Origin of the sequence: Brevundimonas sp. (assembly GCF_046295775.1) — a bacterium.
Taxonomy (GTDB): Bacteria; Pseudomonadota; Alphaproteobacteria; order Caulobacterales; family Caulobacteraceae; genus Brevundimonas.
The window spans coordinates 18869-33843 of sequence record NZ_JBKBML010000008.1; the positions used below are offsets into that span (position 1 = coordinate 18869).

At 68.4% G+C, this 14975-nt stretch carries 20 protein-coding genes; 15 read left to right on the top strand and 5 right to left on the bottom strand.

Going from position 1 to position 14975, the window contains the following annotated elements; all coding sequences use genetic code 11:
* Positions 1-34 precede the first annotated feature (34 nt).
* On the top strand, positions 35-808 hold the full coding sequence (locus tag ACK4I0_RS06810) for a YebC/PmpR family DNA-binding transcriptional regulator (RefSeq protein WP_409609285.1): 774 nt from the start codon (positions 35-37) through the stop codon (positions 806-808).
* Here the strand turns inward: ACK4I0_RS06810 and ACK4I0_RS06815 are convergent, their stop codons facing one another.
* On the bottom strand, positions 809-1456 hold the full coding sequence (locus ACK4I0_RS06815) for a hypothetical protein (protein WP_409609287.1): 648 nt from the start codon (positions 1454-1456) through the stop codon (positions 809-811).
* A 128-nt stretch (positions 1457-1584) separates the two neighbouring features.
* Here ACK4I0_RS06815 and ACK4I0_RS06820 point away from each other — a divergent pair, with 128 nt between their 5' ends.
* From ACK4I0_RS06820 to ybgC, 9 genes are all read left to right on the top strand, one after another.
* On the top strand, positions 1585-2103 hold the full coding sequence (locus tag ACK4I0_RS06820) for a hemerythrin domain-containing protein (RefSeq protein WP_409609289.1): 519 nt from the start codon (positions 1585-1587) through the stop codon (positions 2101-2103).
* Complete coding sequence (locus ACK4I0_RS06825; RefSeq protein WP_409609291.1) at positions 2096-2296, top strand: hypothetical protein; 201 nt, start codon at positions 2096-2098, stop codon at positions 2294-2296. The genes ACK4I0_RS06820 and ACK4I0_RS06825 overlap by 8 nt, the downstream gene beginning before the upstream one ends.
* 3 nt (positions 2297-2299) lie before the next feature.
* Positions 2300-2989: an MgtC/SapB family protein gene (locus tag ACK4I0_RS06830; RefSeq protein ID WP_409609293.1), complete on the top strand. Its 690-nt coding sequence runs from the start codon at positions 2300-2302 to the stop codon at positions 2987-2989.
* 78 nt (positions 2990-3067) lie between these two features.
* Positions 3068-3757: an MgtC/SapB family protein gene (locus tag ACK4I0_RS06835; RefSeq protein ID WP_409609295.1), complete on the top strand. Its 690-nt coding sequence runs from the start codon at positions 3068-3070 to the stop codon at positions 3755-3757.
* A 46-nt stretch (positions 3758-3803) separates the two neighbouring features.
* Complete coding sequence (ruvC, locus tag ACK4I0_RS06840; RefSeq protein ID WP_409609297.1) at positions 3804-4313, top strand: crossover junction endodeoxyribonuclease RuvC; 510 nt, start codon at positions 3804-3806, stop codon at positions 4311-4313.
* Positions 4310-4927 (top strand): Holliday junction branch migration protein RuvA, encoded by a 618-nt coding sequence (gene ruvA / locus ACK4I0_RS06845; protein ID WP_409609299.1) that lies wholly within the window; start codon positions 4310-4312, stop codon positions 4925-4927. Before ruvC ends, ruvA begins: the two co-directional genes overlap by 4 nt.
* Complete coding sequence (gene ruvB / locus ACK4I0_RS06850) at positions 4924-5952, top strand: Holliday junction branch migration DNA helicase RuvB (RefSeq protein WP_409609301.1); 1029 nt, start codon at positions 4924-4926, stop codon at positions 5950-5952. The genes ruvA and ruvB overlap by 4 nt, the downstream gene beginning before the upstream one ends.
* 48 nt (positions 5953-6000) lie before the next feature.
* On the top strand, positions 6001-6357 hold the full coding sequence (locus tag ACK4I0_RS06855; protein ID WP_409609303.1) for a hypothetical protein: 357 nt from the start codon (positions 6001-6003) through the stop codon (positions 6355-6357).
* Entirely contained in the window at positions 6354-6800 is a 447-nt protein-coding gene (gene ybgC / locus ACK4I0_RS06860; protein WP_409609305.1) for a tol-pal system-associated acyl-CoA thioesterase, read from the top strand. The genes ACK4I0_RS06855 and ybgC overlap by 4 nt, the downstream gene beginning before the upstream one ends.
* On the opposite strand, the gene tldD is transcribed toward ybgC, so the two are convergent.
* From tldD to ACK4I0_RS06880, 4 genes are all read right to left on the bottom strand, one after another.
* Complete coding sequence (gene tldD, locus ACK4I0_RS06865; protein ID WP_409609453.1) at positions 6801-8231, bottom strand: metalloprotease TldD; 1431 nt, start codon at positions 8229-8231, stop codon at positions 6801-6803.
* 69 nt (positions 8232-8300) lie between these two features.
* On the bottom strand, positions 8301-9059 hold the full coding sequence (locus ACK4I0_RS06870; protein WP_409609307.1) for a GIN domain-containing protein: 759 nt from the start codon (positions 9057-9059) through the stop codon (positions 8301-8303).
* Positions 9060-9072: 13 nt separating this feature from the next.
* Entirely contained in the window at positions 9073-9663 is a 591-nt protein-coding gene (locus tag ACK4I0_RS06875; RefSeq protein ID WP_409609309.1) for a DUF1700 domain-containing protein, read from the bottom strand.
* Positions 9663-10055 (bottom strand): PadR family transcriptional regulator, encoded by a 393-nt coding sequence (locus tag ACK4I0_RS06880; RefSeq protein WP_409609311.1) that lies wholly within the window; start codon positions 10053-10055, stop codon positions 9663-9665. Before ACK4I0_RS06880 ends, ACK4I0_RS06875 begins: the two co-directional genes overlap by 1 nt.
* Positions 10056-10298: 243 nt before the next feature.
* Between ACK4I0_RS06880 and coxB the strand changes: the two genes are divergently transcribed.
* The 5 genes from coxB to ACK4I0_RS06905 all read left to right on the top strand — a co-directional run bounded on the left by coxB (position 10299) and on the right by ACK4I0_RS06905 (position 14957).
* Complete coding sequence (coxB, locus tag ACK4I0_RS06885; RefSeq protein WP_409609313.1) at positions 10299-11315, top strand: cytochrome c oxidase subunit II; 1017 nt, start codon at positions 10299-10301, stop codon at positions 11313-11315.
* A 24-nt stretch (positions 11316-11339) separates the two neighbouring features.
* The gene (gene ctaD / locus ACK4I0_RS06890; RefSeq protein ID WP_409609315.1) at positions 11340-13019 is read left to right on the top strand and encodes a cytochrome c oxidase subunit I; all 1680 of its coding nucleotides are present in this window, start codon (positions 11340-11342) and stop codon (positions 13017-13019) included.
* A gap of 117 nt (positions 13020-13136) precedes the next feature.
* On the top strand, positions 13137-14099 hold the full coding sequence (gene cyoE / locus ACK4I0_RS06895; protein ID WP_409609317.1) for a heme o synthase: 963 nt from the start codon (positions 13137-13139) through the stop codon (positions 14097-14099).
* A 4-nt stretch (positions 14100-14103) separates the two neighbouring features.
* On the top strand, positions 14104-14349 hold the full coding sequence (locus ACK4I0_RS06900; RefSeq protein WP_409609319.1) for a hypothetical protein: 246 nt from the start codon (positions 14104-14106) through the stop codon (positions 14347-14349).
* Positions 14346-14957: a cytochrome c oxidase assembly protein gene (locus ACK4I0_RS06905; RefSeq protein ID WP_409609321.1), complete on the top strand. Its 612-nt coding sequence runs from the start codon at positions 14346-14348 to the stop codon at positions 14955-14957. Before ACK4I0_RS06900 ends, ACK4I0_RS06905 begins: the two co-directional genes overlap by 4 nt.
* The last annotated feature ends 18 nt before the right edge of the window (positions 14958-14975 follow it).

Below are 14975 nucleotides of genomic sequence, written 5' to 3' on the forward strand. Positions count from 1 at the left end.
GCCTCACAAGTTTCAGACTGCTGAAGACGATCCCATGGCCGGCCATTCCAAGTTCAAGAACATCATGCACCGCAAGGGGCGCGCCGATGCGCAGCGCTCCAAGCTGTTCTCCAAGCTGTCGCGCGACATCACCGTGGCTGCCAAGTCCGGCATGCCCGATCCGGCCCTGAACCCGCGCCTGCGCCTGGCGGTGAACAACGCCAAGGCGGAAAGCCTGCCCAAGGACGTCATTCAGCGCGCCATCAACAAGGCGTCGGGCGGCGACGTCGATACGATGGAGGAGATCCGCTACGAGGGCCGCGGGCCCGGCGGCGTGGGCATCATCGTCGAGGCCCTGACCGACAACCGCAACCGTGCGGGCTCCAATATCCGGGCGGCCTTCTCGAAGAACGGCGGGGCGCTGGGCGAGATGAACTCGGTCGCCTTCATGTGGGACAAGGTGGGCAAGATCACCTACGCCGCCGAGGCCGGGACCGAGGACGCCGTCATGGAGGCGGCGATCGAGGCCGGCGCCCAGGACGTCGAAAGCGACCTGGTCAAGCCCGACATCTACGAGGACGCGCCCGGACATACCATCTGGACCGCCTTCGAGGATCTGAACGAGGTCGCCGACGCCATGTCCAAGGTGCTGGGCGACCCGAAGTCCACCGCCATCGTCTGGAAGCCCCAGTCGGAAGTGCCGGTCACCGGCGACGCGGTCGGCACGCTGTTCAAGCTGCTGGACGCGCTGGATGCCGAGGACGACGTCTCGGCCGTCTATTCCAACGAGGATATCTCCGACGAGGACGCGGCGAAGTACGCGGGCTGATCAGCCGCAGTCGGGCCGCCACTCCACGTCTGGATCGGCCTGCAGCTGCGCCAGGGTGGGGATGACCCGGTCGGCGCGCGCCGAAACCGAATAGCTTGAGAAGGCCGACGCCGTCGGGGCTTCGCGCGAATAGACCGTCAGGGCGAAGGGCGCGTGGCCCGTCAGGTCCACGCGATAGACGTGGGTCTGCTCGCCAAAGCCGAAGCCGTAGCAGCCGATGCGCGTCAACTGCGCGCCGCGCACGCGCAAGGCCGACGGCACATCGAACGGCGACGGCTCGCCCTGCGCCTGCCACGCCAGATTGAGCGCAAGGTCAGAGTCTTCCACGCTGGCGACGAACGGGCCGAGGCGGCCCTCCGGTCCGGACCAGTTCACGGGCGTCGCGCGCGCGCGGATCTCGGCGGCGGTTCGGGGAGACGTTGATCCCTCCCTGAAAAGCGAGAGCAGGGCGTCCACGGCGGGATTGGACCGCATGGCGGCCGTCCAGCGATCGCCGCATTCCTGATCGGCCCAGGCTGCGCCTTGAGGGTTGGCCGCGACCACTTCGGCCCGGCAGGTCTCGAGGAAGCGGGAACGCACGTCCTGACCAGCGGCGGGCGACGCCGACCCGGCGATCAGGATCAGGGTTACGCAGAGAGACGCACGCATGACTGGGCCTCTTTCGCAGATCGATGATCGTTCAGTCTGCTCCGATGCGACCATGACGACAAGCCGGCGCCCGGAACCCGTCGACACTCCGAGGGTTCAAGCGTGGCGTTAAACTGAAGGGGCGCTCCATGGACATCTGCCAGCTGATTCTCGACGACCACGCCGAGCAACGACGGCTGTTCTCGATCATCGAGCAGATCGATCCCAAGGACACAGACGCCCTGACCAAGGTCTGGGGCCGGCTGTCGGCCTTTCTGGACGCGCACGCCGAGGCCGAGGAGCGGTTCTTTTACCCTGAGCTGCTGAAGCTGGGCGAGGGCGCCAACGACGCCGAGGACGGCACGGTCGAGGGCGAAACCGAAGACGCCATCGAGGATCACAACAAGCTGCGCGACGCGGTGAAAGCCGTCGAACAGCACAAGGTCGGCACCCAGGCCTGGCTGGACGCGGTCGGCGAGGCCAATGTGGTCAACTCCAAGCACATGGGCGAGGAGGAGCGGCAGGGTCTGACCGACTTCCGCATCAACGCTTCGCTGGACACCCGGCACGAGCTGGCGGTGAAGTACGCCGCCTTCGAGGCCGAGCACATCACCGGCGTCAAGCCGGTCAACAAGGATCCTGACGCCTACATAGAGAAACATGGCTGAGCCTGAACCCGATCCTGATGTCCGGGTCGCCCTGCCTGGCGACGACGCCCCTCCGCTGGCTGGCAAGCCGTGGCGCAGGGTGAAGCTTATCGCCTGGATCGTGGCCGGGGCGCTGGTCATCGGCGTAGCCGCTGCGGGAGCGAGACTCGTCGGGCCGGCGATTGATCGTGCTGTAACAACAGCTTCGACCTGATTTATGCACTGGCCCTTCACCCTGTCGGCCCTCGCGGCCTCGGTCGTCGCCGGGGGGCTGATCGGCTTTGAGCGCGAGTGGCGCGGCCGGGCGGCGGGGTTTCGTACGCATATTCTGGTTTGCCTGGCTTCGTCCCTGCTGATGTTGGCGGCCATGTCGCAGGGCGACTGGGCGTTCCGGGCCCTGCCGGACGAGAACATCGTCACCGATCCCACGCGCATGGCGCACGGGGTGCTGACGGGTATCGGCTTTCTATGCGCCGGCGTCATCTTCCGCTCGGGTTTCTCGATCCACGGGCTGACGACGGCGGCGTCGCTGTGGATCACCTCGGCGCTGGGACTACTGTTCGGAGCGGGGCTGTTCACGCTCGGGGCCGTCGGCACAGCGGTGACGGCCTTGATCCTGGTCGGGCTGCGGCTGGTCAATCGCCAGCTGCCCTCACGGGTGCTGACCGATGTGGCGGTCAGCTGGCGGCGCGAAGGCCCGTCGCCTCAGGCCGAGGTCGAGGCCGCTCTGGCCCGGCACGGTTCGGAGGTCCGCCACGATCGGATTGAACTGGCCGAGGGCGGCGCCGTCATCCGCCGGACCTGGCGCATGAAGGTGCATGGCGAGGCGGAGCTGAAAGCCCTGGCCGACAGCCTGTGCGGCATCGGCGGCGTCTGTGACTTCGTGCTGGATCCGCGCGACGACTGAGGCCGCTTGCAGGCCGCCGCGACGCGGTTCAGCATCCTCGGTTCGGCCGTCCGCAGAGGCGGCGCGGGGAGGGGCATGATGATCGACTTGGCGTTGGCTTGGCCCGTGGCGGCGGCGATGACCGCAGGCGGGTTGATCGGGGTTGAGCGCACCTATCACGGCCATCCGGCGGGGTTCCGCACCCACATCCTGGTGTGCATGACCTCGTGCGTGCTGATGCTGGCGGCCATGCATCAGGCGACGTGGAGCTTCGTCGGCTTGCCGGGCCAGAACCTGGTCATCGACCCGACCCGTATGTCGCACGGCATACTGACCGGCATCGGCTTCCTCTGCGCCGGGGTGATCTTCCGCGAGGGCTTCTCGGTCCACGGCCTGACCACGGCGGCGTCGCTGTGGACCACGTCGGCTATCGGCATGATGTTCGGCGTGGGCATGCTCGACCTGGCGCTGACGGCGGCGGGGGCGACGCTGCTGGTGCTGGCCATCCTGCGTTTCCTGGACGCGCGCCTGCCGCATGTGGGCGTGTTGGACGTCACCTTGCGGTGGAGTCGGCCGGACGCGCCGTGTGAGACGACCCTGCGGCGGCTTCTGTCGGACAACGGGCTCAAGGCGCTGCGCATCGGCCATGTCATGAGCCCGGACGGGGCGGTGCACGAACATCACATCAAAGCGCGCGGGCCGGTGCCGCTGAACGTGGACGGCTTGGTGAAGCAGCTGGCGGGCCGCGAGGGTCTGGCGGGCTTTTCGGTGATGCCGCGCGACGACTAGGTCTTGGTTAGTTGTTCATAAACGCCGAGTCGGGCATGAGGAACGGATGGCGAACGAAACGATCCGCATCCTGGGCCTGGACCCCGGCCTGCGCCGCACCGGCTGGGGCGTGATCGCTTGCGAGGGCTCGCGCCTGCGCTGGATCGCGCACGGGGTGGTCGCGCCGTCCGACAAGGCACCCTTCGCCGAACGGCTGCTGCATCTAATGGAGTCGCTGTCGATGATCTGCGCCGATCACGCCTGCGACGAGGCGGCGGTGGAGGAGGTGTTCGTCAACATGAACCCGTCCTCGACACTCAAACTCGGTCATGCCCGCGCGGCGGTCATGCTGGCGCCCGCAAGGCGCGGCCTGCCGGTAGCGGAGTATGCGCCCAATCTGATCAAGAAGGCGGTCGTCGGGGCCGGCCATGCCGACAAGAGCCAGATCGCCTTCATGGTGAAGCGTCTGCTGCCGGCCGCCGGCGATGTGACGGCTGACGCCGCCGACGCCCTGGCCGTGGCGATCACCCATGCCCAGCTGCGCAAGCGCGCGCTGATGGCGGGAGCGGCGGCATGATCGGCCGGCTGCGCGGCACGGTGGTCGAGGTGGAGGAGGGCCACTGCCTGATCGACTGCGGCGGGGTCGGCTATGTCGTCATGTGCGGCGCGCGCACCCTGGCCCGCCTGCCGGCGCCGGGCGACGAGGCCATCCTGCACGTCGAAAGCGCCTGGTCGGCCGAGAACGGGCCGAGGCTCTATGGCTTCCTGGAACGCGGCGAGCGTCGCGCCTTTGTCACCTTGACGGGCGTGCAGGGTGTGGGGCCCAAGGCGGCGCTGTCGGTGCTGGACGTGATGCCGCCGGTCGAACTGGCCGGCGCGGTGGCGCGCGAGGACAAGGCGGCGGTCGGCCGCGCCAATGGCGTCGGCCCGAAACTGGCGCTGCGCATCGTCACCGAGCTGAAGGGCAAGCCGCTGGGTGACGTGTCGTTCACGCCGTCCGCGCCGGGGATGCATGTCGAGCTCGCGCCGCCCGCGCCCAGCCTGACCGGCGAAGCGGTGGCTGCCCTGCTGGGCCTGGGCATCGCCGAGGTCAATGCACGCCGCGGCGTTGATCACGCCCTGATGCGCCTGGGCGAAGACGCCGAACTGTCCGCCGTGATCCGCGCCGCCCTGCAGGAGCTGGGGCGGTGAGCGACGAACGCATCATCTCGCCGGCGCCGGCCCCTGGGGAAACCTATGACCGCGCCTTGCGGCCGCAGACGCTGGGGGAGTTCGTCGGCCAGTCGCAGGCCAAGGGCAATCTGAAGGTCTTCATCGACGCCGCGCGCGGCCGGGCCGAGGCGCTGGACCATGTGCTGCTGTTCGGCCCGCCGGGCCTGGGCAAGACGACGCTGGCGCAGATCGTGGCGCGAGAACTGGGCGTGGGCTTTCGGGCCACGTCCGGGCCGATCCTGGCCAAGGCGGGCGACCTGGCGGCGATCCTGACCAATCTGGAGCCGCGCGACGTCCTGTTCATCGACGAGATCCACCGCCTGAACCCGGCGGTGGAGGAGATCCTGTATCCAGCCATGGAGGACCATGTGCTGGACCTGATCATCGGCGAGGGGCCGTCGGCGCGCAGCGTGCGTATCGATTTGGCGCCCTTCACCCTGGTCGGGGCGACGACACGGGCCGGACTGCTGGCTACGCCGCTGAGGGACCGCTTCGGCATTCCGCTGAGGCTGGAGTTCTACACCGCCGAGGAGCTGACGGCCGTGATCCGCGGGGCTGCCCGCAAGATGGGCGCGCCGATCAGCGAGGACGGGGCTCTGGAGATCGCCCGGCGGTCGCGCGGCACGCCGCGTGTCGCGGGTCGGCTGCTGAGGCGGGTGCGCGACTTCGCCGCCGCCGACGGAGCCAAAACGATCGATCATCTGGCCGCCGCGCGGGCTCTGGCCCGGCTGGAGGTGGACGAGGCGGGCCTGGATTCGCTGGACCGCCGCTTCCTGAAGGCGCTCATCGAGAATTATGGCGGCGGGCCGGTCGGCATGGACACCCTGGCCGCCGCGATCGCCGAGGCGCGCGACGCGGTCGAGGACGTGATCGAGCCTTATCTGCTGCAGCAGGGCTTCATTCAGCGCACGCCGAGGGGCCGAATGGCCTGCGCGAGGGCCTACGAACACCTGGGCCTGACCGCGCCCAAGGCGCCGCCGGCGGTGGGCGACCTATTCGACTGAACCATTTCGCGGGTTCACCCGGCGGCCGAAGCGGGACATTCTGTTGCGATGCAGAGGCGCATCCGCACAGATCGGCTGATTGCGGTGCTTGGGGCGGCGGTGGTCGTGCTGGGCCTGGTGGTCCTGTGGCGCGTGACCGGCGGGGGGCAGCCGAGACCCGAAGCGGCCGGCGCCCGCGCCGAACGCCAGATCCACGCCGAGCGCGGCGCGGCCTGGGAGGTGCGCTTCCTTCAGGATGGACAGGGGCGGGTTGTGTGCGGCTACGCAGGACCGCCGGGCGGCGGGGCCGTCGCGTTCGTTTCGCGGCCGCAGCGCATCCTGTTCGGCGACGACCCGCTGCCGGCCGAGTTCGCCGATACGAGAGACCGCTTTTGCCCCGACTTTCCGAAACGTCCGACGCGATGACCGACCAGCCGACAGCGGGCCGCTTCGAAGGCCGTGAACACCGTCTGCCCGTGCGCGTCTATTACGAGGACACCGACTTCACCGGCCTAGTCTACCACGCCAACTACGTGCGCTATTTTGAGCGGGGTCGGTCGGACTTCCTGCGCATGGCGGGCGTGGGGCACGCCGAGCTTCTGGACGCCCAGCCGCCGCTGGCCTTCGTCGTGGCGGAGATGCAGTTGCAGTTCGTCAAGCCGGCGCACATCGACGACGCCCTGGTGGTGCGCACCACCTATGATGCGGTGAAGGGCCCCCGGCTGATGATCAGCCAGACTATCACGCGCGGCGACGAGGTGCTGTGCCGGGCCGAGGTGACCGCCGTGTGCATCCACCTGGATGGTCGCCCGCGCCGTCCGACGCCGGAGCTGGTGGCCAAGGTCAGGCCCTGGCTGATCGAGGCCTGATCAGACGGCGGTGCCGCCAACGGTCAGGCCGCCGATCTTGAGGCTGGGCTGGCCGATGCCGACGGGCACGCCCTGGCCGGCCTTGCCGCAGACGCCGACGCCCGGATCGAAGGCGAAGTCGTCGCCGATCATCTCGATGCGCGTCAGGGCCGTGGCGCCGTCGCCGATCAGGGTGGCGCCGCGCACCGGGGCGGTGATCCGGCCGTCCTCGATCAGATAGGCCTCGGTGCACTGGAACACGAACTTGCCGTTGGTGATGTCCACCTGCCCGCCGCCGAAGTTGGCGGCGTAGAGGCCGCGCTTGGTCGACGCGATCATGTCGGCCTGGCTGTCCTTGCCGCCTTCCATGAAGGTATTGGTCATGCGCGGCATGGGCATGTGGGCGAAGGACTGGCGCCGGCCGTTGCCGGTGGCGCGGGTGTTCAGCTGACGCGCCGACAACCGGTCGTGCATCAGGCCGACCATGATGCCGTCCTCGATCAGCACGGTGCGCGAGGTCGGCGTACCTTCGTCATCCACGGACAGAGAGCCGCGACGGCCGGCGATCGAGCCGTCGTCGACCACGGTCACGCCGGGCGCGGCGACGCGCTTGCCCATCATGCCGTTGAACACCGACGAGCCCTTGCGGTGGAAGTCGCCCTCGAAGCCGTGGCCGACCGCTTCGTGCAGCAGCACGCCGGGCCAGCCGGCGCCCAGGACTACGTCCATCTCCCCGGCGGGGCAGTCGACGGCGTCCAGATTGACCAGGGCCTGACGCAAGGCCTCGTCGACCTGGGCCTGCCAGCGCTGGGGCGCGACCAATTCCTCGAAGCCCGCGCGGCCGCCGGCGCCGGACGAGGCGGTCTCGCGCCGGCCGTTCTGCTCGACGGTGACCGACACGTTCAGCCGCACCAAGGGCCGAATGTCGCGCACGGCGCGGTCGTCGGCCCGCAGGATCTCGATATGGCGGCGTTCGCCAACCAGCGAGGCCGAGACCTGGACCACGCGCGGATCGCGGGCGCGGGCGAAGGCGTCGATCTCGGCCAGCAGGGCGATCTTGTCGGAGAAGGCGGGCGAGGCGAGGGGGTCGATCTCGCCGTAAAGCTTCTGATTGGTGGCCAGCGGGCCTTCGGCGACGCGGGCGGCGTGGCCGGCCTTGGCCAGGGCGGCGCTGTCGGCGGCGCGGCCCAGCGCGGCGACGGAGATTTCATTGGCGTGGGCGTAGCCGGCGGTTTCGCCCGCCACCACCCGCAGGCCGAAGCCCTCGGTCGCGTCATAGGCCGCGGCCTTGAGCCGGCCGTCATCGAACACCAGCGATTCGCTCTCGGACCTTTCCAGGAACAGTTCGCCGTCGTCGGCGCCTTGAAGGGCCAAGGACAGGATGGCGCGGGCCTCGTCGGGGTCGACCCCGGCGGTTTCAAGGATGGCGGGATCGAGGGCGGTGGTGCTCATGACCGACAGATAGGGGCTGGCGACCGGTTCGTCACGGGGGAGGGGGCGCGAACGCCCCCTCATGGTCTTCTAGTCCCGGCGCACCCGGCCCGAGCCGGACACATCGGTGGTGGTGCGCGCTGGCTCCCGGGTCAGGACGATGTCGCCCGAGCCGGAGACGATCAGTTCGGCCGACTGCGTGGGCCCCAGCCGCGCCTCGCCCGAGCCGTTGATCGACGCGCGCGCCTGCTCCAGCGTCATGGGCGACAGGTCGACGTCGCCGGAGCCGGAGACCGCGATCTCGGCAGTCTGGGCGCGGCCGTCGGCTTCGATATCGCCCGAGCCGTTGACGCTGACGCTGATCGACGGCTGGTCATAGCCGCGGATGGAGAGGTCGCCCGAGCCGTTGACCTCGAAGCGGCTCACCGACGGCGCGGTGACGGTGACGCGAAGCCGGCCGCGCTGGGAGGGGCCTTGCGCAAGGGACAGGCGGCCGTCGGTAAGGGTGACACGGTCGACAAGGTTGCGGGAGCCTTCGATCAGCACCCCGGCCTCGGCGCCCTGCATGTGCACCACGTCGGCGGGCAGATCGACGGCCAGAAGGTCGCCGCCGGTCCAATCTAGATTGCGCGTGATGGTCTCGGCGGTCTGGCCCTCCTCGTTGACGTCCACGCGCCAGCTGTTGGAGCCGTCGCGGTGGAAACTGACACGCTCGCCGTCGCTGCCGACCAGGGTCCAGTTCCAGCCGTTGCGGGCCATGTCGGCGCCGCCGACGCCGGCGGCTCCGGCGAAACCGACGATGGCGAGCACGACGCCTGCGCCGGCGACGATCAGAAGATTGCGGATCATGTGACGTCCTCCCTTAGAGACGAGCGTCGGCCGAGGGGCCGTCGGTGTTGGCGAGCGCGGGCTTCAGCAGGCGGTAGTGCAGGCGGGCGAACCAGATCAAGCCGTTGACCAGCCAGACCGCGAAGATGGTCAGCAGGGCCAGGCCCGCGATCGCGGCGCCCATCATCCCCAGGCCCAGCAGGATGGCGAACAGCGGGCCTCCAGGCGGTCCGAAGAAGGGCCCGGCGACCATGATGCCGCCGCCGGCGATGAAGACGCCCGCGCCCGCCAGATAGAAGCCGGCCATGGCGCTGACCACGGCGGTCAGCAGGGGCAGCAGGATCAGGATGTCCAGCGCGCCAAGTCCGACCAGGGCCATCACGGCGCCGGCGGCGGCCGAGGGGTTCTTCTCCTCGCGCCAGCGCTTGAAGCCGGCCTCCGCCTTCAGCTCGCGCGCCAGGCGGTCGGGATCGCCCAGGGCGGCCGAAACCTCGGCCTCGGTGCGGCCGGCGGCCCGGCCGTCGTCGAAGTGGGTCTCGTAGTCGCTCAGGATCTCGGCCTGGCTCGACATCGGCAGGCCGACGAGGCCGCGCTTCAGGCGGGACAGAAATTCTTCGCGGGTCATCAGGCGTCTCCCCTTTGGGTCTGGTCGGCGAGGGCGGCGGGTTCGACCGGCGCGCCCGCCGCTATGGGTGCGGTGTCGGCGACCAGGGCGTCCACCGCGCGGGCGAAGGCCCGCCATTCGGCGCTCTGACCCCCCAGCGCGGCGCGGCCGGCTGGGGTCAGGCGATAGTATTTCCGCGAGGGGCCCGCCGATGATTCGACCAGATAGGTCTCGACCAGTCCGTCGGTCTGCATCCGGCGCATCAGCGGATAGATGGTGCCTTCGCCCATGCCGATCGCGTCGGACAGGCGGCTGGCGATTTCGTAGGCGTAGCTGTCGCTTCGGGCGAGCAGGGCCAGAACGCAGAGGCCCAGCACCCCTTTCTTCAGTTGAATGTCGATGGTCTCGGGCATCCCGTGGCCTCCTTGGATGCCGATTACCTATCGCAAGGTATCGTGCGCTGCAAGGTAGCTGTCATAACATGACGACGTTTTAACATTGCGGTCCGGCGTCGCGGTACGCGGTCATCGCTTGGCAAGCGCAAGTCGATCCGATAGGGACCGGCCCATGAACCGCGACGGCTTCCGGGCCTTCGCGCCTGTTTGCGACTGGCTCTCAAACAGCGAACGACAAACGGTTTTATGAGGACGTCGAGAATGGGGATGGGCACGCGGGCCCGGGGCATGATCGGAGGCGCTGTCGCCTCTTTGTCCCTGGCTGTTTTCGCCGCCACGCCGGCCTGGGCTCAGCCCTTGATGGGGCAGCCGACGCCGGACGGTATCGGGCTGCAGCCGGCGGCGTCGCCGCTCAAGGAGCAGGCGCACTTCTTCCACAATATCATCCTGCTGCCGATCATCACGGTGATCTGCCTGCTGGTGCTTGGCCTGCTGGGCTGGATCGTGATCCGCTACAACGCCAAGCGGAACCCGACCCCGGCCAAGTGGAGCCACAACACGATGGTCGAGATCATCTGGACGGTCGTGCCCGTCCTGATCCTCGTCTTCATCGCCCTGTTCTCGTTCCGCCTGCTGTTCGCCTATCACAACATGCCGGAGCCGGACCTGACGGTTAAGGTCACGGGCAACCAGTGGAACTGGGCCTATGAGTATCCCGACCAGGGCGTGCCGGAGTACATCTCCAACATGCTGCCGGCCGACCAGACCACGCCGCAGTTGTTCCGCCTGGCCGCCGATGAGCCGATGGTGGTGCCGGTGGGTCAGACCGTCCGTCTGCTGGTGACGGCCTCCGACGTGATCCACGCCGTCGCCGTGCCGGCCTTCGGCGTCAAGATCGACGCCATCCCCGGCCGAGTGAACGAAACCTGGTTCCGCGCCGAGCGTCCCGGCATCTATTACGGCCAGTGCTCGGAACTGTGCGGCGTCGATCACGCCTTCATGCCGATCCAGGTCAATGTCGTCAGCCAGGCCGAGTTCGCCGCCTGGGTGGCGTCCAAGGGCGGCTCCATGACCCCGGCCTCGGCCGAGGCCGCGCCGGGCGGCACCGCCGCCCAGGTCGCCGCCGGCACGACGGGCGCGCCCGTCACCGGCACGGCCTCGACGGGCCCGACCACCGAAGAGGGCGCTGCGATCCCCACCGCCCAGACCGCCACCACCCCGACCGCTCAGCCGGCCGCGGCGCCCGCGACCGCGCCCGCCGCGCCCGCGGCCCAGTAAGACGAGACGGAAGAGCCCAAGACCATGGCCACCGCGACCCACGACCACACCTCGTCCGGCCCAGGGCACGACGCCCACGCCGAGCACGACCACAAGCCGGGTTTCTTCACCCGCTGGTTCCTGTCGACCAATCACAAGGACATCGGCACCCTGTACCTGATCTTCGCCATCATGGCGGGACTGGTCGGCGGCGCTCTGTCGGGCCTGATCCGCTGGGAACTGGCCGAGCCGGGCATTCAGATCTTCCGTGAAGGCTCGATCATCCAGCACCTCGGCATCGTCGAGGCGTCCAAGCACGGCTACAACGTCACCGTGACGGCCCACGCCCTGATCATGATCTTCTTCATGGTCATGCCCGCCATGATCGGCGGTTTCGGCAACTGGTTCGTGCCGATCATGATCGGCGCGCCGGACATGGCCTTCCCGCGCATGAACAACATCTCGTTCTGGCTGCTGGTGGCGGCGTGGATCCTGCTGTGCCTGAGTCTGTTCGTGGATGGCGGGCCAGGTCAGGGCTTCGGCGGCGGCTGGACCATCTATCCGCCGCTATCGACGACCGGCCACACCGGCCCGGCCATGGATCTGGCGATCTTCTCGCTGCACGTGGCGGGCGCCAGCTCGATCCTGGGCGCGATCAACTTCATCACCACCATCTTCAACATGCGCGCGCCGGGCATGACTCTGCACCGGATGCCGCTGTTCGCCTGGTCGGTGCTGATCACCGCCTTCCTGCTGCTGCTGTCGCTGCCGGTCCTGGCCGGCGCCATCACCATGCTGCTGACCGACCGCAACTTCGGCACGTCGTTCTTCGACCCCGCCGGCGGCGGCGACCCGGTGATGTTCCAGCACCTGTTCTGGTTCTTCGGCCACCCCGAGGTGTACATCCTGATCCTGCCGGGCTTCGGCATCATCAGCCACATCGTCTCGACCTTCTCCAAGAAGCCGGTGTTCGGTTATCTGGCCATGGCCTACGCCATGGTGGCCATCGGCTTCGTCGGCTTCATCGTGTGGGCGCACCACATGTACACGGTCGGCATGTCGATCAATCTGCGCGCCTACTTCATCGCCGCGACCATGATTATCGCGGTGCCGACGGGGGTGAAGATCTTCAGCTGGATCGCCACCATGTGGGGCGGTTCGGTCAGCTTCAAGACGCCCATGCTGTGGGCGATTGGCTTCATCTTCCTGTTCACTGTCGGCGGCGTGACCGGCGTGGTGCTGTCGAACGCCGGCATCGACTACAGCCTGCACGACACCTATTACGTCGTGGCGCACTTCCACTACGTGCTGTCGCTGGGCGCCGTGTTCGCCATCTTCGCGGGCTTCTACTACTGGTTCGAGAAGATGTTCGGGGTGAAGTACAACGAGTTCCTGGGCGCCGCGCACTTCTGGATCATGTTCGTGGGCGTGAACCTGGTGTTCTTCCCGCAGCACTTCCTGGGTCTGCAGGGCATGCCGCGCCGCTACGTCGATTATCCGGAGGCCTATACGCTCTGGAACCACGTTTCGACCGTCGGCTACGTCATCACCATCGTGGGCGTGGGCGTGTTCCTGATCATGCTGCTGGAAGCCGCCATCCGCCGTCGTCCGGGCGTGGCCAATCCTTGGGGTGAAGGCGCCACCACGCTGGAGTGGACGCTGTCCTCGCCGCCGCCGCACCACCAGTTCAACGAACTGCCCGTGGTCAAGGCCGACGAGCACTAAGCCAGGCCGGGTCTCGGCCAAACGACAGGGGCCGTTCCTTCGCGAGAAGGGGCGGCCTCTCCGCTTTCCGGCCTGCGACGCTTCGCGCAGCCCCGGCGAGGGAGTAGAGAGTTCCGCATGAAGGCCGACGCCCCCGTCACCGTATCGACCGCCCAGCCGGAAGATTTCTTCCAGCTGCTGAAGCCGCGCGTGATGTCGCTGGTCATCTTCACGGCCGTGACCGGGCTGGTGGTCGCCGGCGGAGATCTTGACCCGATCTCGTCTGCGCTGGCGGTGCTGTGCATCGCTGTGGGCGCGGGCGCCGCGGGCGCGCTGAACATGGCCTTGGAAGGCGAGACCGACGCTCTTATGCGCCGCACGCGCGGCCGCCCGGTCGCGGCGGGCCGCATCCCGCGCGGCGACGCCATGACGTTCGGGATCATCCTGTCGGTCTTTTCGGTCATGCTGCTGGGCATGACGACGAACTGGCTGGCCGGGGGCTTGCTGGCCCTGACCATCGTCTATTACGCGGCCTTCTACACCCTGCTGCTCAAGCGGCGGACGCCTCAGAACATCGTCATCGGCGGGGCGGCGGGCGCCTTTCCGCCCGTGATCGGATGGGCGGCGGCGACCGGCCAGGCGCCTTGGCAGGCCTGGCTGCTGTTCCTCATCATCTTCCTGTGGACGCCGCCTCACAGCTGGGCGCTGGCGCTGTATTCGGCTGGTGACTACGCCAAGGCCGGCATTCCGATGATGCCGGTGGCGCGCGGCGCCAAGTCAACGCGCCTGCAGATCCTGATCTACAGCCTGATTTTCGTGCCCGTGGCGATCGCACCCGCCTTCGTCGGCCTGGGCGGGCTGATCTATCTGGTCGTCTCGGTCTTGGGCGGTCTGGGCTTCTTGGGGCTGGCGTTTCGCTTATGGCGTTCGCGCGCCGGCGATCAGCCTGACAAAGCGGAGGCCGTGGGGCGAGAGGCCGCATTGTATGACGTGCGCGCCGAGGCCAAACCGGCGCGCAACCTGTTCGCCTTTTCCATCCTGTATCTGATGGCCCTGTTCGCGGCGCTGCTTGTCGAACGCCTGCCGGGCTTGGGACTGTAAACCGATGCGACTGACCGACGATCAACTGGCCGCCCGCAAGCGGCGCAACTTGGCCATCGCGGGCGCGCTGGTGGCCTTCATCGTGCTGGTGTTCATCGTCACGGTGCTGAACCTGCGGCGCAACATCGAGGCCGGCAAGGCCGAGCGCGAGGCCGGTCTGGCCGCCGCCGCCGTCGTGGCGCCCGGGCCTGCGCCAGCCACCGCGCCGGCGGCCGTCGCCTTCCAGCCCTCGACGGAGGCTCGCCCGTGACCGGTCCCGCAGCCAAGCTGGCTCGCCGCAAGAATCTGATCGCCATCGCCTGCGCCGGCGGGGTCATGTTCATGACCGGCGCCGCTTTCGCCGCCGTGCCGCTCTATCAGCTGTTCTGTCAGGTGACGGGCTTCAACGGCACGGTGATGCGCGCCGACGCCGCGCCGGACAAGGTGCTGGAAGACACGGTCCTGGTCCGCTTCGACACCAATGTGCGCGGCCTGCCCATGGACTTCCGCGCCGAACAGGTCAGCCAGCGGGTCCAGATCGGCGACACTGGCATGGCCTTTTTCGACGTGACCAACACCTCGGATCAGCCGATCCACGCCACGGCGTCCTACAACGTCGTGCCGGAGAACGCGGGCGCTTACTTCCAGAAGCTGCAGTGCTTCTGCTTTGACGGTCAGACGATCGAGCCGGGCCAGACCGTGCAGTTCCCGGTCCAGTACTTTGTCGCGCCGGAGATCGCGACCGACCGCGAGGCCCAGGGGATCAAGGAGATCACCCTGAGCTACACCTTCTATCCGACCAAGGGCGAGACGAACCCCACGCGCACAGCCTCGATCGGGGCGAAATCGGGGCCGGCGGCCTCTGGCGCAGTCGGATAGGCGACGCTATAGCCCCTC